Genomic DNA, 18,869 nt, shown 5'->3' with positions numbered 1-18,869 from the left:
TCCTGCTCATTATGAAGACCTCAGTGGCAACGAAAAAGGAGAATAGAAGTTCTCATCGCCGTTATGAAGACCTCAGTGGCAACGAAAAAGGGGAAGAGAGGTTCTCATCGCCGTTATGAAGACCTCAGTGACGATGAAAAAGGAGAAGAGAGGTTCTCATAGTCGTTATGAAGACCTCAGTGGCAAGAAAAAATAAGCAGAGAGGTCCTCATCGCCGACGAGATGAAAACCTCAGTGACAAAGGCTATTTAGTCTAATATTGAAACCTTCCTACTTCTAGTACGTATAAAAGATATACGACACATTCAATAATGAAGTGCTAAGACGGTCCTATAGATTGGAGGTATTCGATGAATATTAACTCATATCTTATTCAATTAGCAATTGCTATTATAGCTATTTTTGGAGGAACTTTTACTATCCGTTATTTCAGAACGGGTGAACTTCTATTAGACCAAATTATTGGTGCTTCAGTTGGTGCTATACTACTGATTGCATCAATGATATGGAGGAAAATGAACAAATAAACTTACTAAACAATTTTGGGAGCAAAAATCTATTAAGTTAGCAAAGATCTAATCTAAACGCATAAAAATACTCCCCTAATGGCATCAATTAACCATCAGGGAAGCATCAATTTCAACTTATTTTTTCGCTGTACTCGTTTTACCCGTGAACTTCAACAAGTCAATCAGGACAGTGGAGTATGTGTATAATCTCTCTTCCAATCTACCAGGATAAGCCTGTTGGATAAACTCCAATGTGTCGTTCTCAGTATGCCAAATTCCGCCATACTCTTCCGTTTGCTCATATCCATCCAAGTCCCCAATCTCCCAGTTTGTTGATTCAAAATAAGCATATGGGATTCCTGCTTCTTTAAAAGGTGCATGGTCGCTCCAATCCCCGGTTGTTCCAGCAGGGTAATCAGGATTTAATCCTCTGTTAATACGAAGGTCCAATTTCTTCTTATCAGCAATCGCAAGGGCCTGATCACGCAAGAATCCTTCCTTGCCAAGACTTCCATGTACATACATATAATCCCCAACTGCCAAGCTGTCCAAGTTAATCACTCCGACGGTATTCTCTATATCTTCCGCACTCATCTGACTCACAAAGTAGTTCGACCCTTGCAGACCGACTTCCTCCGCTCCAAATGCCACAAACACGATACTGTATGGTGTTGGGATCTTTTTCAGCACTTCAGCCGCCTCAAGCATCACCGCAACACCAGAAGCATTATCATCCGAACCTTTCCCTGCTTCCACTGAGTCATAGTGAGCTCCAACTACTAATACTTTCTCGCTTTTACCTGGTTTAAATGCCACGACATTGGCAGAATCGTACGATGCTCCTCTGCGTGTATAAGAAAAATCCTGTACATTCGTTTCATACCCCATCTTTTCGAATTGGCCTTTTATATAAGCCCTTGCCTCGGCTTCTTCATCTGAAGCAGCTACACGGGCTCCAATTGTTTCAGACAAGTATTGTGTATGCTTGTAGGAAAGTGATCCTGTGTTATGTACCAAAGAAGCTCCATTGGCCGCGGAAACCGCTGACACTGCCACCATCCATATTAATGTAGTTACTAATAGTATCTTCTTCATCTTACTGCCTCCATATTTATAATTATTAATTAATATGCATAATTATAAAATAATAGATTAGTAGTTTCAACAATTATCCAGCCCATATGAGCAAGATAGTTCTTATTATCTATTTCGTCTCTATTTTACCCAAATTCGGCTTTTCTCCTCATTTGCGTTATAATACAACCACAATAAAAACCCAAAAAGATTGGATGAAAGCATGCGACAGCAACTAACACTTAAAGTGAAAAATAAATTCGCCAAACCCTATAAAAATGGCTATCCGCTTATCTCTAAACAATCCCTCCTTAACGGCAATGACCTAAAAGAAGAGGGCACACTCGTAAAGCTGGTAGACGAACAGAACAACTTCCTCGGCAAAGGCTACTACGGTAACCAAAACAAAGGATACGGCTGGATTGTCAGTAAAGATCCCAACGAAGAAATGGACATCCCTTTCTTCAAACGTGCCCTTCAAAAAGCCATAAACAAACGTTCCGCCCTTATGAAAGCAGAAGACACCACTGCATTCCGCCTTTTTAACGGAGAAGGCGACGGAATTGGCGGCTTTACCATCGAATACTTTGACGGCTACCTTGTAATCAACTGGTACAGCAAAGGAATCTACTCCTTCAGTGAGGAAATTCTTGAAGCCATTGAAGGGGTTATCGAATACAAAGGAATTTACGAAAAGAAACGCTTCAACACGGACGGTCAGTATGTAGAGGACGATGATTTTGTAAAAGGAGAACGCGCACCATCCCCCCTTATCATCAAAGAAAACGGCGTCAATTTTGCCGTACATTTAAATGATGGCGCGATGGTAGGGGTATTCCTTGATCAACGAGAAGTAAGAAAAACGATCCGAGATAAATACGCCAAAGGGAAAACCGTACTTAACACATTTTCCTATACAGGAGCATTCTCTGTTTATGCAGCATTAGGCGGTGCCGTCAAAACGACAAGCGTAGACTTGGCCAAACGCAGTCTGCCAAAAACAACCGAGCAATTCAACGTAAATAACATCGACGAAAAAACACAATCGATTCTCGTAGAAGAGGTATTCCATTACTTCAAATATGCGAAAAAGAAAAACCTGAAATTCGATGTCGTCATCATGGATCCACCAAGCTTTGCGCGTTCTAAAAAGGTGACATTCCGAGCAGAGAAAGACTACACAAGCCTAGTATCTGATGCCATTGCCATTACCGAAAAGAACGGTCTGATTGTCGCCTCCACCAATGCCGCTACATTCGGCATGGACAAGTTCAAAGGCTTTGTCGACCAGGCGTTTAAAGAAAACAAAGTAAAATACAAAATCGTAGAGGAGTTCTCCTTGCCAAGTGACTTCGCAACCATCAAGGAGTTCAAGGAAGGGAACTATCTGAAGGTATTGTTTATAAAAAGAATAGGATAAGGAAAAGGAGTCAGCATCTTAGCTGGCTCCTTTTATCTTCGTACTGGATTCCTCCAAGAAAATTTCTTCAAGGGAAGGCTCTTCCACATTTATTCTATAAACATCAATATTTTCTTTCGTAAATGCCCTAACAATAGTTGCTATCTTACCTTCTGAATCTACCGTAAAAGACGTATATTGCTCTTGGGCAGAAATCTGTGTGGCAAAGCGCTTTAACATCTGGCCAACACTATTTGGGTTCTTTAGGGCAGAATGTGTTATTTTCACCTCGATGGTAGACGAATAATGTGCACGCAATTCTTCCAGTGTTCCTTCGTTAATGATGGTACCGTCTTTCATAATCGCAATCCGCGTACAAATTTTCTCCACTTCGTTCAAGTTATGAGAGGTCATGAAAATGGTCTTACCTTCTGACTGCAAGTCTCTAATCAGCTGCTGAATGCTCAACCCGGATTCAGCATCAATACCTGATGTGGGTTCATCAAGGAAAATCAGCTCGGGATTATGAGCGATCGCCTGCGCAATCCCTAACTTCTTTTTCATCCCAAACGAAAATTTTCCCACCTTCTTTTTGGCATGCTCCAACAAACCAACCCTATCCAAGACAGCATTTGCTTCTGTGGTAGACAATTTGCACCCATTTATTTTGCTGAAAAATTTAATATGATCAATAGCAGACATGCTATCGTAGAACTGTGAATAATCGGGAAGGACTCCAATTCGGTTCTGCACCTTCTGAAGGTCAGATTCCCCCAACAACTTAAACGTACCGGAAGTGGGAAGGATGATCCCCGTAATCATATTGATAAAAGTCGACTTTCCGGCCCCGTTCCGACCAAGAAACCCATATATCTCTCCTTTTGCAACGGTAAGGTCCACCTTATTTACAACCGTTTTTCCTCCAAAAGCTTTCGTTAAATGTCCAGCCTCGATCACACTCATCAAAAGTCCCTCCTCTTAAACAACCAATAAGCAAGTAATAGCAATAAGAACGCATAGAGTCCATTTATCAAGATGTAATAGTCTGCCAGAGAAGAGTAGTAATACGGAGTGAGGAATTTAAACCACGTAATGTACAGCTTCCCTGAAAATATTGCCCAAAAGCTTAAAGCCGGAAACACTAAAGCAAAAGTAATCCCCACAAACATTGTAACGCCGGGCTTTGGTATGACAATGGAAAACACAAGATTTAACGCCAAAGCTACAGAAAGAAACAGCATGGTATCTAATAAACCGAGCCATAAAAAGTCCTTTGATTTAATGGTGATTAACAGAAAACAGACAACCATACAGAAAAGCCAAAAGAACCAAACTCCTAAGTATTTACCCATCATTACATTCAATCTAGTAGTCTTTGTCACTAAAAACCGCATCGTTCTCTCGCTGACTTCCCTGTTGACGATGTCATGAGAAAGACCGGTAATAAAGAAAAAACCAAGCACAAAGATTAAGATAACAATACCTGTAGCATATCCATCTGTCCCCAACTCTGCTGCCTCTTCTGGAAAGCTTGCCATCAGGTTGCTCATCAAATCAGCAGTTAAATACGTAACACCAAAAATAATCGCAATCACAACAATCGACTTGAAACTCTTAAAATGCCCTTTAAATTCATTCAAACAAATTGCCCACATTTCATCTCGCTCCCTTCATAGTTTAGTATAATAATGGTAGTTTATTAGAAAATTAAGGGAACCTTAACATTACCTTAAAAAAGGAGTTCACAAATGGAACACGCAAGGATATTAATGGTCGATGATGAACAATCCATTATAGATATGATGAAATTAGTGTTAACGAAAGAGGGATTTCAACACGTAGATACATGCAGTACGGGGGAAATGGCCTTACATAAGCTGAAGCATCACTCTTATGACTTGATTTTGCTCGACATCATGCTCCCTGATATGACTGGTTATGAGATTTGCCAGGCAATCAGGAAAACAACAGAAGCCCCAATCTTTTTCCTATCAGCCAAAACCTCAGATCTTGATAAATTGACGGGCTTTGCACACGGTGGTGACGACTATATCACTAAGCCATTCAACCCGTTAGAAGTAGTAGCAAGAATAAAGGTACAACTAAATCGGTATTTGAAGAGCGCTCCAACCAAAGAAGAGGACGTCCTTGAATTTGGCAGATTCAAGCTAAACCTCCAATCTGCGGAACTTAGAGTGCTTGGAGAAAGCGTCGTTTTAAGCGGTCAGCTTTATCATTTGTTAGTATTCTTCTGTAAAAATCCAAATAGAATTTTCACGAAAGAACAGCTCTATTACCACGTTTGGGGAGACAATATCCTAGTGGATGAAAACACTGTCATGGTCCATATCCGCAAGCTTAGAGAAAAGATTGAAGAAAACCCAAGCAAACCTGAATATATTAAAACGGTTAGAGGGATCGGGTATAAACTCGTACCTGCTGCAGGTGTTCAAAGATGAATGTTAGCAAAAAGCTGGCTTTTCATTTTGTTAAACAATTATTTGTCCTCTTGGTGATCATCATTATCGCTTTAACCTCTGCCTTATTATTCTTCGCTTTTCACTTAACAGAGTCGGAAATGAAAGCAAGCTTTTCAAGGGCGGACGCATATTTTCTTGAGGTTGAAATGGATGTAAAGTCAGAAGAGGAAATTCATATCAGTGAGGCCGTCAAAACAGCTGTCCACCAAAATGACGGTTGGCTTCAATTGATAAATAGAAATGGAGTTGTAGTCAAAGAAGTAAATGCTCCTGCAGATTTAAAGGAGGCATACACCTTTCAAGAGCTTGCCGATTTTGACGTTCCCGGTTACCGGACCTCTTACTGGAGGATACATAAGGATGAGAGTGACCTTGTCGTATTATATGGGGAGAAGAACCTGAGCGAAGGAATACTTGCTGAGCTGCAAAAACTAGGCAATTTATCAGCTATTACAGAGGAAGGTAGAAAGTTCCTTGAGAACCAAGAGGCATGGTTACAAGTATATGATTCCAATGGGGAAAAAACCGAGCAATGGAATGCCCCGGAAGATCTTACACTTACAGCCAGGGACTTCCTTTCCATTAAGGAAAGCCCATGGAACTACACATACGACATCTCCACCTTACCAGAAGGGGACAAGGTATATGTTGTTGGGATGGAAAATGCCTATTATGCCCCAGATGACGTCCTGGACGGTCTGGTAGGTGCCTCTTTGGTCAAAAGCTTTCTACTAGTAATAGTAGTGCTTCTTGTGATCATCATCGCGCTCTCTATTTGGTACGGCAGGACGTTTGGGGTACCTTTGCTTTACATGATGAACTGGATCAAGAGAATGTCTAAGGGTGACTTATCGGTACCAAGGAACAAAAAGGGGAAAATCCCATTCCGGAAAAAGAACGGAAAACTTCACAAACGCTTCCGGATTTTCCGCGACATCCTTTTTTCCATTCGTAAACTTGCCAACACACTAGAAAAGAACGAACAATACCAAAAACGGGTCGATCAAACAAGGGAAGAGTGGATAACAGGCTTAAGCCATGACCTGAAAACTCCCTTAAGCTCCATCTACGGCTATGCAAAAATACTGGAAACAGGGTCATACAAATGGACAGAAGAAGAAATACAGGCGATGGGTAGCACCGTGACAGAAAAAGCCTCCTATATGAGCGACTTAATTGAGGATTTAAACCTTACTTACCGTTTGAAAAATAATGCATTGCCTATTGAAAAGAGCATACAGGACATTGTTCCTCTCATGAAGGACGTCATCAAGTCACTGAACAACACAGATTCGACAATACTCATGGAAAACGTGGAACAGGAAATTCGTGTGGCGGTTGATTCCAAATGGTTCACCCGCATTCTCACCAACCTGCTTGCAAATGCACAAAAGCACAACCCAAAAGGAACGGATATTACGCTGAGTGCCTCACGAAACCCTGACCACACCTTCATCACCATAAAGGATAACGGAGTGGGGATGGATGATGAAACACAGAGTAAATTGTTTGACCGTTACTACAGAGGCGGCAGCACAACCGATAAATCAAACGGTACCGGACTTGGCATGGCCATCGCCCACCAGCTAGTCTTGGCACACGGAGGAAATGTCTTTGTAGAAAGCGAAAAAGGAAAAGGAACCACCATCACCATCTCGTTGCCTAACGAATTGGGAGAACTTACTTCCTAAAATTAAAGGGTCTGTCTGCCTGTATCAGCAGACAGACCCTATTACTATTCAACTACCATCCCTCAACATATACTGATACGACTTAGATTCCTCCACCATGCCCATCTCCAGATAGAGCTTCGACAGCCATTTAATAGAACGAGTATTGGACGGATCTAGCTCAAGCTCCCAGTTAAAGCACTCCACCGCTTCTGACAACTGTTTAAACTCATAATATAGTTCGCCGAGTGCATACATTTGGTCCGGATCGTCCTTCAGGGCAGCCATCTTCTTGACCTTCATCAGGATTGGGATGCCTGGATACCTGGAGCTATAAGGAGAGATCCACTGCTCCGTATAATCAAGCCCTTTTAACTGAAGCAGATTTGGCACAAAGGATTGAAAGAGAGTCTGAACTTGTTTGGGTGATATGTCCTCATCAAAATGGAAGGTGAGATCGCTGAGCCACCCGGAATTCTCCACCCAGTTTATATGCAGCAATGCTTCATGCACGTATGGCAGGTCTTTTTCGGTGATGAGGGCTTTATTTTTAGTAAGAAGGATCAAAAGGTCTTCATACCGACTGGATTTTTTCAATAAACCCAGCAAATCCTGATACAACCCTTCATGATGAGTGGTGCGCTTCCTTAAAATATAGCTGAGGAGGTTCACCTTATCATCGTCTGTGAAATCAACCGGTAAGTTGGCTATCATTTGATCATAGTAGGTGTGGTCATCGTTTGAGTTGGTGACAAGTAAGTGTGTATATAGGCAGAGTTGTTCCATTTTCCGGCCTTCTTTTTGCAAGAGTTGCAGCAGGAGGGCGGTGGAACCGTCTTGTTTTAAATGGTGGTAGCAGTATTTCTCTACATATAGCGGATCCTTGGAAAGCAAGGAGGATGGATGGGATGTATAGAGTGATTGATAGGACTGATATTGAAGGTTTTTGGACATTTCCTGTGCCCATTTGTTGGCTGGGTAAATGTCGATTATTAGTCGCAGAAGTTGGTAGGTGTGCAGGAGTTGACCTTCCCTGCGGTATTGCAGCGCAAACTCTTTCATCACTTTGGTGATTTTCTCTTTTTTCATATAGTTATCGAAGATGGTAAGAATGTTGGAAGCTTCAAGCGGCGAGTATCTTTTCTGTATTTTTTCCCACAGCGGAGTCAGGCTAGGGAATGTGTGAATTCGATTATGATTGAGTAGAAAGGCTAATAGCGGATGTTTGGGTGAGAAGCGAATACCTTTTTGAAGAATGGTGCTTAGCTGAGATTTACGTTTGATTTTTAATGTGGATTTTCCGGTGAGGTAAGATGCTTTGTAGAAAAATAAATAATAACATTCTGCGTGCTCTTGATGAAAAGCTTCTATGACTTGAAATCCTTGATACATATAAAGGTTTGCAGGTGTGAGGTGTAAGTGCTTTTTCTCATGCTGAATTTTTATGCTTGTCATTTTGTTTGTCATATAATTCCCTCCTAATTGGTCGTACGCCTTTTTGAGAGATTGCTTATATAGAGTGTAACATGAAAAAGAAAAAAAGAAAAAACGAAGAAGCGGACGACCTAGGGCCATCCGCTTCTCTATATTTTAAGGGGGGGGAGTCAAACTTCGTTCAAGTCTTATAACGTCGTGCTTGCAGTTGTATCTTTTACCACTAGGATCACTTTACCGTGATCAAGCTTTTCTTCTAACTGTTCCGCTTCTGGAGCTGTGAATCCTAACTCCTGGAATTGAGCGCGAAGCTCGTCACCTTTGCTGCGGAAGATGTTTTTCACGTAAGTATCTAAACCAACTTCACCGGCGCCAACAGTATTAGCATCAGCGTTATCAGCTACACGTTTAGTACGGTCATCGTCGTGAGTAATGACATAAATGTCATCATCATGAACACCTCTAGTTTTTAGCTCTTGTACTGCTCCTACTACTTGTTCGTCATTTTGAAACTCTTTATAAGTGGGTTTCATTTTCTATCGCCTCCTTGGTTATGTAATAAAAATACCCGGCTCACTGAAAATGAAACATGCTCTTTAAAATTTTTTTATTTTGCTTACATAACTTGTTTGATAATACGCCGAAAACTTCAAATACTAGTAAGCATCTGATGAAAGAATGGGGAGTTTTCTGTGGTTTATGATTGTATCATTATCGGGGGAGGCATTGCAGGTCTTCAGGCTGCCATCCAGCTTGGAAGGTATCAACATAAGGTGCTCGTTTTGGATGACGGAAAAGGTCGTTCAAGTATGTGTCATTGCTATCACAATCTTCTGGGGTGGCCGGATGGAGTGAGTGGGGAAAAGCTTCGGAGTCTTGGGAAAGAGCATGCGCTTAGATTTGGTGTGGAGTTTGAGGAGCAGCGTGTGGAGACGGTGAAAGGGTTGGACGGAAAGTTTTGCGTAACGACGGCTGAATCTCATGAGTTTTATGGCAGAAAGCTTTTGCTAGCTACAGGTATCAAGGATAATATTCCGCCTTTTAAAGGTTTGTTGCCGTGTCTTGGAAAAAGTATATTCGTTTGCCCAGATTGTGATGGATATGAAATTTTAGATAAGCCAGCCCTTGTAATCGGGTCAGGCAATGCAGGTGCTTCGATGGCGTTAACCCTGACATATTGGACAGAGGAGCTTACTTTTATCAACCAAGGAAAAGGGGAAATTGATGCTGACTTAGTGGAAAAGTTAGTTGGAAAAGGGATTACGCTTGTTTCTAATGAGATTTCGGAAATACATACGGATTGTTCAGCTTTAAAAGGAGTAACGCTTGATAATGGAGAACGCATTGATTGTTGTTTTGCGTTCTTAGCCTTTGGTGGCAATAAACCGAATACCGATCTTGCTTTACAATTGGGTGTGGAATTGGAAGCCAATAAACATATCCTTGTGGACCCCCGGACAAAAATGACCTCTGTGGAGAATGTATGGGCTGCGGGTGACATTACCGTTCACTCCGAACAAGCTGCTATTGCGATGGGGGACGGCATACAAGCGGCCATCTGGATTCATAAAAGCTTGCTGGAAAGTTGACTTGGAGCTTGACAGTTATTTGTCCGAGTGCGTAACATGAATGTAAGGGTTTACATAAACGTGTGAATGGAAGATAGAAGACATTAGTTGCTAGCGACATTCCATTTATCCGGTATTTGGAGGAGAAGAAATGGAAGAGAGAAAAGTGACAGATTATGAAAAGTATATTCGTACGGAAGAGTTATTGAGCTTACAAAAGGGGGACGGGGAACTCTCTTGTAATGACGAACTCACGTTTCAGATGATTCACCAAATCGCTGAGCTGCATTTCAAGCTGATCATCCAGTACATTCACTTAGCGGATGCAAATATGCAGCACGGGGAAGTCTTGCAGGCAACACAACAACTTCAAAGGGTGAACATGCACTTAAAGCATCTGCCGCCAGTGTTTGATATGGTAAAAGTGATCAGTCCAAGAGATTACCATACTATCAGACTCGCACTTGGACGTGGAAGCGGCCAGGATTCACCTGGCTTCAACGAAATTTTAAGGCTTGGACCGACGTTGTGGGGGCCGTTTGAACAACTGTTGAACGACAAGCAACTGACACCGTTCATGCTTCACAAGGCGGCAGGTGACAATTATGAGCTGTACTTGCTCATGCAAGAATTGATTGCTTTTGATGAAAACTTCCAAACGTTCCGCAAGCACCACATCCAGCTTGTGCGCAGGATGATTGGTTTGAATACGAAGAGTTTGAAGGGAATACCTGCTCAAGCGTTGGAGCGAGGAGCTAAGTTTGAATTTTATCCTCAGCTTTGGGAAGCGATTTGTGAATTAACGGACTGGACGGGGTCGAGTTACGATCCGAAACCGCTGTAGTGGGGAGTTTTGGGGCTGTTCTGGAGGGCATGTGTTGTGGCTGCCTTTTGGGGCGGTCTTTTTTTGTTTGGTGGGGAGAGTGATATTCGACAGGTAGCAACGGGGTGGGGATCTTTTAGTAGAGCTCTATTAGACTTAATTACTTTGGAAGGGTGTGATTTGTCTAATAGGAGGGATCTAATCGCCCGAAGAGTTAGGGAAGTTGTTGGTTTTGTCTAATAGAAGCGCTCCAATCGCCCGAAGAGCTTGGGAAGTTGTTGGATTTGTCTAATAGAAGCGCTCCAATCGCCCGAAGAGCTGTGGAGGTTGTTGGTTTTGTCTAATAGAAGGGTTCTAATCGCCCGAAGAGCTTGGAAGGTTGTTGGTTTTGTCTAATAGAACCCGTCTCTCCACCCGAAGCGCCGTCGCAACCAGCAAAACGGTAGGAGAGGGGCGTTCTCTCCGCCCGAAATGCCGCTGGAACCAGCAAAACGGTAACAGAGCAGCCGCCCCCCAGCCCTCAACTTCCTCAAAACAACAAAAAAGCAGCACGGGGATCACCCTCCCCCATGCTGCTCTTAATCATATCTCTTACTGCTTCTGCTCGGCCCACTCTTCCACGTTCCAAACCTTCGTCACCCAGTCCTCATAGAAGCTAGGTTCGTGGCATACAAGGAGAATGGTACCCTTATAAGCTTTTATAGCACGCTTTAATTCCTCTTTCGCTACCACATCCAAGTGGTTTGTCGGCTCGTCAAACAGCAGCCAGTTGCTCTCATGCATCATTAACTTACATAAACGCACCTTGGCCTGCTCTCCACCGCTCAGCTGACTTAACGGGCGGGAGATGTGCTCGTTCTTCAAGCCGCAACGCGCCAAGATTGCACGAACCTGGTGCTGATCAAGGGAAGGGAACTCGTTCCAAACATCATCGATCGGCGTGATATCCTTCGCTTTAACTTCCTGTTCAAAGTAAGAAGGGAACAAGAAATCACCGCGAATCACAGAACCGCCAAGAGGATCTATTTTACCCAAGATTGTCTTCAGCAAAGTAGACTTCCCGACACCGTTGCACCCGACAATCGCAATCTTATCTCCGCGCTCGATTTCCATCGTAAGCTTCGGTAATAATGGCTCTGCGTAACCAATCTCAAGGTCCTTCGCTTCGACTACATAGCGGCTGCTTGCACGGGATTCTTTAAACTCAAACGTCGGCTTAGCAGCTGTCTCTGGTCGGTCGATACGATCCATGCGGTCCAGCTGTTTCTGACGGCTTTTCGCACGGCCCGTCGTAGAGTAACGTGCTTTATTTTTTGCAATAAAGTCTTCTTGCTTTTTAATGAATTCTTTTTGCTTTTCATAAGCATTAATATGCTGATTTTTGTTAATTTCCGCAAGCTCCAGAAACTTTTCATAAGACGCTGTGTAGCGAGTCATCTTGGAGAATTCAAGATGGAAAATAACATCTACCACACCATTCATGAACTCGGTATCATGCGAGATCAATAGGAATGCATGCGGATATTCTTTCAAGTACGAGCTCAACCAACGGATATGCTCCACATCCAGATAGTTCGTCGGCTCATCCAGTAATAACACTTGAGGCTGCTCAAGTAACAGCTTTGCTAAAAGAACTTTGGTACGCTGTCCGCCACTTAGCGCAGCAACGTCACGCTCAAGGCCGATTGCATCCAAACCAAGACCGCGTGCAGCTTCCTCGACCTTAATATCCAAGTTGTAAAATCCACCTGCATCCAGATGATCCTGGATTTCCCCCATTTGCTCCAACAACTCTTCTAACTCTTCAGGAGTGGCCGTTCCCATTTTGTCGGTGATGGCATTCAATTCTTTTTCTTTTTCATATAAAGGCAAGAATGCATCGCGCAGGACGTCTCTAATCGTTCTTCCTGGCGTCAAGATCGTATGCTGGTCCAAATACCCGTAATGCACACCAGGCGTCCACTCCACGCGTCCTGTGTCGTATACGATCTCTCCTGTGATGATATTCATCAACGTCGATTTACCGACTCCATTTGCCCCTACAAGGCCAACATGCTCGCCTGCCAAAAGGCGCAGGGAAACATCTTTAAATAATGTACGGTCGCCAAAGCTATGGCTTAACCCATCTATGCTCAATAAACTCATGTTTGTATCCATCCTATCTAAAAAAATATCTACTTTTCATCATACTAAAATTTTCTAGGAATGGCTATGTGGGAAATGAAAGAAGTTTCTTCCTCCACTTGCGATTTCCCATACTAAATTCTACCAATCTACTATAAAATAAAAAATAGATAAATAAGGATGGTGGGGGAACCGGATGAAGAAACGGGCACCGTGGATTGTTTTAGTAGTTTTGTTAATGATTATAGGAAGCGGATTTATACCAACTGGGTTTGATATCCTCCTGGCGGGGGACCCAATTAATTTAGATGAATTTGTTCAATATGAAGGCGGCTCAGAGCTGGATGGGGACTTGGGCATGACCTATGTGGCCAGCATAGAAAATACCATTTGGCCATTTATGATAATCACGAAACTCGTGGAAGAGGGTGTCGAGATTATTCCTTCTGTATCAGAAGAACTCGATATGGCGATAGAAGACATCGACTATCAAAACAAACTAATGATGGAACAGTCGAAAATCAAGGCGGAATATATAGCACGCGGCATATTGGGGGAAGAACCCAAGCTTGAGCTGCAAGGATTCTATCCCGTGTATTATTTGCCGGATTGGGATAACAAAGATGATGTGGAAGTAACAGACCTTCTGGTAGGTATTGACGGAGAAAAGCTGGAATCGTATGAACAATTAGATCAACTAATTGTAGAAAAAGAACCAGGAGACATGCTTGCGTTGTCGTTAGTACGAGATGGTAAGGAAATAGAGGTCGATGTTACGACATATCCGCACAAAGATTACTACGGAAACACCATGCTTGGAGTATTTTTCGAGGAAGTATTCGAGACATCAAAGGACGAAAACATTGAGTGGCAGAACATAGAGAACCTGGGAGGTCCAAGTGCCGGACTCATGATTACGCTCACACTTCTAGATAAAATGATGGAAGATTCCCTACTCAAAGGAAATGCCGTTGCCGGTACGGGGACAATCACGATTGAAGGGGAAGTTGGACCGATCGGCGGCGTAAAACAAAAGGTAATCGGAGCTGCCAATGCAGGATTCGACTACTTCATCGTCCCGTTGGATGACGGTTGGGAAAACAATGAATCGATTGCGAGAAGGACCATAAACGAAGAAGGTCTAGATATAGAGCTTATTCCAGTTGGGACGATAGAGGACGCAGTGGACGCGTTGGAGAAGCTACCGGAAAAGAATTGAAGAGAATAAGGTGGTTTATTAAACGTAGAAGTGGGGAGTTACATGCTTATCGTTCAAATCGGGGTGATTTTACTAACATTTTTGTTAGGCTATATATTTGCCAGAAAAGAATATCAGAACTCTACAATCGAAGAAAAAGAGCAATTAAAAGAGGAATTAAGGAATCCAATATTAGTATTCCACATACTACCGTATATTGGATATTACCTCCTTTTTATAGGATTTGTACTTAAAATCAGCGAATTAAAATATATCGCCTTTTTGTTAGTGGGTATAGGTTGGATCATTGACGGAGCGGATATGTGGAAGGCCGATAGTAAACGAGGATTAATATTTGTATTGTTGGGGTCAATAACGTTTTTAATCACAATCTTTTTAGCCCTAAAATTCCTTTTTAACTTTTCTCTACTGTAGCGAAAAATAACAGCAATTCAATGTAAAGGGTGTTTATTATGAGCGAACAAAGGCTTTTTCCTGAACTAGAGACTGACAGACTAAAATTACGAAATGTAAACGATACGGATGCTGATTTTATCTTCAAACATTTCAGTAATGAAAAGATATGTGAGTTTTTATATGATGAAGATATATTTACAAAAAAAGAGGATGCCATCGAATTAATAGAGTGGTATAACGATCCAGAAGGAAAAGGGTATAATAGATGGATTATTAAACGAAAAGACAGCAATGAAAAGATGGGGACCTGTGGTTTTCATTTATGGGACAGAACCAATAATATAGCAGAAATAGGTTATGATTTGTGGCATGAGTTTTGGGGATGCGGCTATATGAAAGAGGCATTGACTGCAGCAATAGAGAGTGGCTTTAGTAACATGAAACTAAATAGGATAAATGCATATGTCGCTTTGGAAAATAAAAAGTCTTCAAATACATTAGAAAGTTTAGGTTTCGTAAATGAAGGGATATATCGGGACAAACATTTGTATAAAGGCAAATACTATGACCATTATTCGTTTTCACTACTAAAGAAAGATTGGAACAGGCAACGCCTTACCTGACAACGCTCTTCTCCTTTTGACTACCCTCACACAATATGTAAAGATTAGAAGACAAGAAGCTTGAAAGGATTGTTATTATGCCAAAAACTGTCGTCCTTGCAGAGAAACCCTCTGTAGGTAGAGATATAGCAAGAGTATTAAAATGCACGAAAAAAGGAAACGGATTTTTCGAAGGGGACAAGTACATCGTCACGTGGGCTCTTGGTCATCTCGTCACCCTCGCAGATCCAGAAGCATACGACGCTAAATTCAAAGCGTGGAAGCTCGAAGACTTGCCGATGCTGCCGAACGAAACGAAGCTTGTCGTCATTAAGAATACAAGCAAACAATACAGCGCAGTAAAAGCTCAACTTACCCGCAAAGATGTAAAGGATATTGTCATTGCTACAGATGCGGGCCGTGAAGGGGAGCTTGTTGCTAGATGGATTCTCGAAAAAGCGCGTATCCAAAAACCTGTGAAACGTTTATGGATTTCTTCTGTCACAGACCGTGCAATAAAGGAAGGCTTTGCAAAGCTACGTGACGGAAAAGAATACGAAAACCTTTACTATTCTGCCGTTGCCCGCGCCGAAGCGGACTGGGTAGTGGGGATGAACGCGACTCGAGCACTTACCACTAAGCACAATGCCCAGCTGTCATGCGGAAGAGTGCAGACTCCTACGCTTGCCATGATTGCAAAACGGGAAGAAGAAATCAGAAGCTTTGTTCCAAAAGAATACTACGGAATGAAGGCTATCACAGAAAAGGGATTTCAGCTCGTGTGGCAGGACGCTAAGACGAAAGAACGAAGAAACTTCAACAAGCCTGCGATGGAAACCTTGCACAGCAAAGTAAAGAATCAGGATGCTAAGGTGACCGATATAAATAAGACCGAAAAGAAAAGCTACGCTCCTGCGCTTTACGATCTGACTGAATTACAACGTGATGCCAACCGCATCTTCGGCTACTCTGCTAAAGAGACGCTATCAATCTTGCAGCGTCTATACGAACAACATAAAATTGTTACGTATCCAAGAACGGATTCCAGGTACATTTCCACTGATATGGTGGATACGTTAAAAGAGCGTGTGGAAGCTATTCGTGCGCATTCCTACAAGCCGATTGCATCCAAGCTGCTCACGAAACCGATCAAAGCGAACAAGTCGTTTGTGAATAATGAAAAAGTGACGGACCACCATGCGATCATTCCTACGGAGGAAACTGTCTTATTAAGTAAGCTATCTGACAAGGAATACAAGATTTATGACCTAATTGTTAAACGTTTCTTGGCCGTTCTTTTACCGCCTTTCCTATATGAACAGACAAACATCACTGCTTCTATTGGAACAGAACAGTTTGTGGCAAAAGGAAAAACGGTCATCTCCCAAGGCTGGAAGGAAGTCTTCAGTTCCATGGAGGAACAGGAAGATGGAAGCGACAGTCTTACAGACCAGCTGTTGCCGAGCTTGAATAAAGGCGACACATTACAGATTAGGAAGGTCGAATTAACTTCCGGAAAAACAAAGCCACCGGAACCATTTAACGAGGGTACATTGCTTTCCGCGATGGAGAACCCTGCAAAGTACATGGAACAAACCGACCAGAAGCTCGTGAAAACACTAGGTGAAACAGGCGGGATCGGGACGGTTGCCACAAGAGCGGACATTATCGAGAAACTCTTCAACAGCTTCCTGATGGAGAAGCGCGGCAAAGGGCTGCACATCACCTCTAAAGGGAAGCAACTGCTGAACCTTGCACCAGAGGATTTGAAATCCCCAGCCTTAACCGGAGAATGGGAGCAGAAGCTTGGCATGATTGCAAAAGGACAGCTGAAAAAAGCAGTCTTCATCAATGAAATGAAGGCTTATGCCAAACAGATTGTTCATGAAATAAAAAATACGGATCAAAAGTTCAAGCATGACAACATTACAGGTAAACGTTGCCCGGACTGCGACAAGCCAATGCTTGAAGTCAACGGAAAAAAAGGAAAGATGCTCGTATGTCAGGACAGAGAATGTGGTCATCGTAAAAATGTCTCCAAGGTGACAAATGCACGTTGTCCAAAATGCCGTAAGAAGCTGGAGTTGCGTGGGGAAGGGGAAGGTCAAATGTTCGCATGTGTTTGCGGACACCGCGAGAAGTTGAGTACCTTCCAGGAACGCCGCAAGAACAATTCCAACCAGAAGGCATCCAAGCGTGATGTGAATCAGTACTTGAAAAAACAGAATAATGATGAGCCTGTGAATACCGCACTTGCGGATGCATTGGCGAAATTGAAGTTGAAATAATCAACGGGGCCGCACTCTATGGATAGGAGTGCGGCTCTTTTATATGCCCAACACAGCTAGGCTTTCACCCATACAACCCCTTCCGCATAGGCTAAAAGGAATCGCAATTGTAAGATAACCTACCATTGAAAGGGTGTTAGATCTTGGCAGGGAAAATTTTAAACTATTATGCTGGTGGAAATACAGCGCGTGGATTTTATAGCCTATACGAGTCGAACATAGAAGGATTGGATCGCATCTTTATTTTAAAAGGCGGACCAGGGACAGGGAAATCATCGCTTATCAAAAAGATCGGGAAAGTCTGGAACGAGAAAGGGTATGACATTGAACTGCTTCATTGTTCATCTGACACAAGCTCGGTGGACGGGATGGTCATCCGTGCGCTTGGCATTGGAATTGTGGATGGAACGGCGCCGCATGTCATTGAACCAAAAGCTCCTGGAGCGGTGGAGGAATACGTTAACTTAGGGGAGGCGTGGGACTCCAAGTTGCTTGCGGAACAGAAAGAAGAAATACAACACTTAGCGACCAAAAAGAAGGAAGCCTTCCAGACTGCTTATCAAACCTTCGCGAGAGCCCTGAAAATACATGACGATTGGGAAAGATACTATATTCATAATATGAATTTTGAGGCAGCAAATAAGCTGACAAAGGATCTCGTGGAGCAATTGTTCCAAGGTAAGACATTAAATAAAAAAGCAGATGTCAGGCATCGCTTCCTCGGTGCGGCAACACCTGCTGGTGCAAAGGATTTCGTGCCAAACCTGACAGAAGGTCTGACACATCGTTATTTTATAAAAGGTCGTCCTGGTTCAGGGAAATCCACCATGCTGAAAAAGCTCGCCAAAGCTTCCGAAGAAAAAGGCTTTGACGTGGAAGTATATCATTGCGGGTTTGATCCATACAGTCTTGATATGATTATCTGCCGTGAGCTTGGATTCGCCATTTTTGACAGCACGGCCCCACATGAATATTTCCCAGATCGCGAAGGAGATTCCATCGTGGATATGTACGATATTACGATTCGTACAGGAACAGACGAGCGATATGAAAAAGAAATTGCTCTTGTAAAAGAACGTTATACAGAAGCGATGCAGGAGGCCATTGGGAAATTGGCAGAAGCAAAGAGCTGGCATGGCAGCCTAGAAGAGATCTATGTTAAGGCAATGGATTACGGGGTAGTGGATGAGTGGACCAAGAAAATCCAAGCTGAAATAGAAGCCATTGCTGCTACAAAATAACCATATTAAAAAAGGTGAACAGCACCTAAATGCCGTTCACCT

At 42.7% G+C, this 18,869-nt stretch carries 17 protein-coding genes; 11 read left to right on the top strand and 6 right to left on the bottom strand.

Annotation, left to right across the window (positions count from 1 at the left end; genetic code table 11):
* The first annotated feature begins 350 nt into the window (after positions 1-350).
* Positions 351-527, top strand: a complete 177-nt coding sequence (locus K7887_RS21250; RefSeq protein WP_223491587.1) for a hypothetical protein — start codon at positions 351-353, stop codon at positions 525-527.
* Between the two features lie 117 nt (positions 528-644).
* Here the strand turns inward: K7887_RS21250 and K7887_RS21245 are convergent, their stop codons facing one another.
* On the bottom strand, positions 645-1,604 hold the full coding sequence (locus K7887_RS21245) for a M20/M25/M40 family metallo-hydrolase (RefSeq protein ID WP_223491586.1): 960 nt from the start codon (positions 1,602-1,604) through the stop codon (positions 645-647).
* Between the two features lie 202 nt (positions 1,605-1,806).
* Between K7887_RS21245 and K7887_RS21240 the strand changes: the two genes are divergently transcribed.
* Entirely contained in the window at positions 1,807-3,003 is a 1,197-nt protein-coding gene (locus tag K7887_RS21240; RefSeq protein WP_223491585.1) for a class I SAM-dependent rRNA methyltransferase, read from the top strand.
* A gap of 18 nt (positions 3,004-3,021) precedes the next feature.
* On the opposite strand, the gene K7887_RS21235 is transcribed toward K7887_RS21240, so the two are convergent.
* Both K7887_RS21235 and K7887_RS21230 read right to left on the bottom strand, forming a co-directional pair.
* Positions 3,022-3,945, bottom strand: a complete 924-nt coding sequence (locus K7887_RS21235; protein ID WP_223491584.1) for an ABC transporter ATP-binding protein — start codon at positions 3,943-3,945, stop codon at positions 3,022-3,024.
* Entirely contained in the window at positions 3,945-4,637 is a 693-nt protein-coding gene (locus K7887_RS21230) for an ABC-2 transporter permease (RefSeq protein ID WP_223491583.1), read from the bottom strand. Before K7887_RS21230 ends, K7887_RS21235 begins: the two co-directional genes overlap by 1 nt.
* A gap of 93 nt (positions 4,638-4,730) precedes the next feature.
* Between K7887_RS21230 and K7887_RS21225 the strand changes: the two genes are divergently transcribed.
* Both K7887_RS21225 and K7887_RS21220 read left to right on the top strand, forming a co-directional pair.
* Entirely contained in the window at positions 4,731-5,441 is a 711-nt protein-coding gene (locus tag K7887_RS21225) for a response regulator transcription factor (RefSeq protein ID WP_223491582.1), read from the top strand.
* Entirely contained in the window at positions 5,438-7,153 is a 1,716-nt protein-coding gene (locus tag K7887_RS21220) for a sensor histidine kinase (RefSeq protein WP_223491581.1), read from the top strand. Before K7887_RS21225 ends, K7887_RS21220 begins: the two co-directional genes overlap by 4 nt.
* Before the next feature lie 48 nt (positions 7,154-7,201).
* Here the strand turns inward: K7887_RS21220 and K7887_RS21215 are convergent, their stop codons facing one another.
* A complete protein-coding gene (locus K7887_RS21215; RefSeq protein WP_223491580.1) occupies positions 7,202-8,599 on the bottom strand; it encodes a hypothetical protein in 1,398 nt (465 codons plus the stop codon).
* Positions 8,600-8,754: 155 nt separating this feature from the next.
* Entirely contained in the window at positions 8,755-9,099 is a 345-nt protein-coding gene (locus K7887_RS21210) for a YflT domain-containing protein (RefSeq protein WP_223491579.1), read from the bottom strand.
* 159 nt (positions 9,100-9,258) lie between these two features.
* Here K7887_RS21210 and K7887_RS21205 point away from each other — a divergent pair, with 159 nt between their 5' ends.
* The gene (locus tag K7887_RS21205; protein ID WP_223491578.1) at positions 9,259-10,155 is read left to right on the top strand and encodes an NAD(P)/FAD-dependent oxidoreductase; all 897 of its coding nucleotides are present in this window, start codon (positions 9,259-9,261) and stop codon (positions 10,153-10,155) included.
* A 130-nt stretch (positions 10,156-10,285) separates the two neighbouring features.
* Complete coding sequence (locus K7887_RS21200) at positions 10,286-10,978, top strand: tryptophan 2,3-dioxygenase family protein (RefSeq protein ID WP_223491577.1); 693 nt, start codon at positions 10,286-10,288, stop codon at positions 10,976-10,978.
* A 570-nt stretch (positions 10,979-11,548) separates the two neighbouring features.
* Here K7887_RS21200 and K7887_RS21195 read toward each other — a convergent pair.
* A complete protein-coding gene (locus K7887_RS21195; protein WP_223491576.1) occupies positions 11,549-13,102 on the bottom strand; it encodes an ABC-F family ATP-binding cassette domain-containing protein in 1,554 nt (517 codons plus the stop codon).
* Between the two features lie 175 nt (positions 13,103-13,277).
* Between K7887_RS21195 and K7887_RS21190 the strand changes: the two genes are divergently transcribed.
* The 5 genes from K7887_RS21190 to K7887_RS21170 all read left to right on the top strand — a co-directional run bounded on the left by K7887_RS21190 (position 13,278) and on the right by K7887_RS21170 (position 18,827).
* Positions 13,278-14,300, top strand: a complete 1,023-nt coding sequence (locus K7887_RS21190) for a S16 family serine protease (RefSeq protein ID WP_223491575.1) — start codon at positions 13,278-13,280, stop codon at positions 14,298-14,300.
* A 42-nt stretch (positions 14,301-14,342) separates the two neighbouring features.
* Positions 14,343-14,714 (top strand): hypothetical protein, encoded by a 372-nt coding sequence (locus tag K7887_RS21185; protein ID WP_223491574.1) that lies wholly within the window; start codon positions 14,343-14,345, stop codon positions 14,712-14,714.
* Between the two features lie 38 nt (positions 14,715-14,752).
* Entirely contained in the window at positions 14,753-15,319 is a 567-nt protein-coding gene (locus tag K7887_RS21180) for a GNAT family N-acetyltransferase (protein ID WP_223491573.1), read from the top strand.
* 77 nt (positions 15,320-15,396) lie between these two features.
* Positions 15,397-17,586 (top strand): DNA topoisomerase III, encoded by a 2,190-nt coding sequence (locus K7887_RS21175; protein WP_223491572.1) that lies wholly within the window; start codon positions 15,397-15,399, stop codon positions 17,584-17,586.
* A 143-nt stretch (positions 17,587-17,729) separates the two neighbouring features.
* Positions 17,730-18,827, top strand: coding sequence for a PRK06851 family protein (locus tag K7887_RS21170; protein ID WP_223491571.1), 1,098 nt, complete (start codon positions 17,730-17,732; stop codon positions 18,825-18,827).
* Positions 18,828-18,869 lie beyond the last annotated feature (42 nt).

Origin of the sequence: Sutcliffiella horikoshii (assembly GCF_019931755.1) — a bacterium.
GTDB classification, from domain to species: Bacteria; Bacillota; Bacilli; order Bacillales; family Bacillaceae_I; genus Sutcliffiella_A; species Sutcliffiella_A horikoshii_E.
Note: the sequence above shows the minus strand (reverse complement) of the source record. Positions and strands in the feature narration are given on the sequence as shown.

Bases quoted from the DNA above. Each gene is read 5' to 3' on its own strand.
- K7887_RS21220 (WP_223491581.1), top strand. From the start codon at position 5,438: ATGAATGTTAGCAAAAAGCTGGCTTTTCATTTTGTTAAACAATTATTT.
- K7887_RS21235 (WP_223491584.1), bottom strand. From the start codon at position 3,945: ATGAGTGTGATCGAGGCTGGACATTTAACGAAAGCTTTTGGAGGAAAA.
- K7887_RS21175 (WP_223491572.1), top strand. From the start codon at position 15,397: ATGCCAAAAACTGTCGTCCTTGCAGAGAAACCCTCTGTAGGTAGAGAT.
- K7887_RS21250 (WP_223491587.1), top strand. From the start codon at position 351: ATGAATATTAACTCATATCTTATTCAATTAGCAATTGCTATTATAGCT.
- K7887_RS21185 (WP_223491574.1), top strand. From the start codon at position 14,343: ATGCTTATCGTTCAAATCGGGGTGATTTTACTAACATTTTTGTTAGGC.
- K7887_RS21210 (WP_223491579.1), bottom strand. From the start codon at position 9,099: ATGAAACCCACTTATAAAGAGTTTCAAAATGACGAACAAGTAGTAGGA.
- K7887_RS21190 (WP_223491575.1), top strand. From the start codon at position 13,278: ATGAAGAAACGGGCACCGTGGATTGTTTTAGTAGTTTTGTTAATGATT.
- K7887_RS21215 (WP_223491580.1), bottom strand. From the start codon at position 8,599: ATGACAAACAAAATGACAAGCATAAAAATTCAGCATGAGAAAAAGCAC.
- K7887_RS21200 (WP_223491577.1), top strand. From the start codon at position 10,286: ATGGAAGAGAGAAAAGTGACAGATTATGAAAAGTATATTCGTACGGAA.
- K7887_RS21195 (WP_223491576.1), bottom strand. From the start codon at position 13,102: ATGAGTTTATTGAGCATAGATGGGTTAAGCCATAGCTTTGGCGACCGT.
- K7887_RS21225 (WP_223491582.1), top strand. From the start codon at position 4,731: ATGGAACACGCAAGGATATTAATGGTCGATGATGAACAATCCATTATA.
- K7887_RS21240 (WP_223491585.1), top strand. From the start codon at position 1,807: ATGCGACAGCAACTAACACTTAAAGTGAAAAATAAATTCGCCAAACCC.
- K7887_RS21245 (WP_223491586.1), bottom strand. From the start codon at position 1,604: ATGAAGAAGATACTATTAGTAACTACATTAATATGGATGGTGGCAGTG.
- K7887_RS21180 (WP_223491573.1), top strand. From the start codon at position 14,753: ATGAGCGAACAAAGGCTTTTTCCTGAACTAGAGACTGACAGACTAAAA.
- K7887_RS21230 (WP_223491583.1), bottom strand. From the start codon at position 4,637: ATGTGGGCAATTTGTTTGAATGAATTTAAAGGGCATTTTAAGAGTTTC.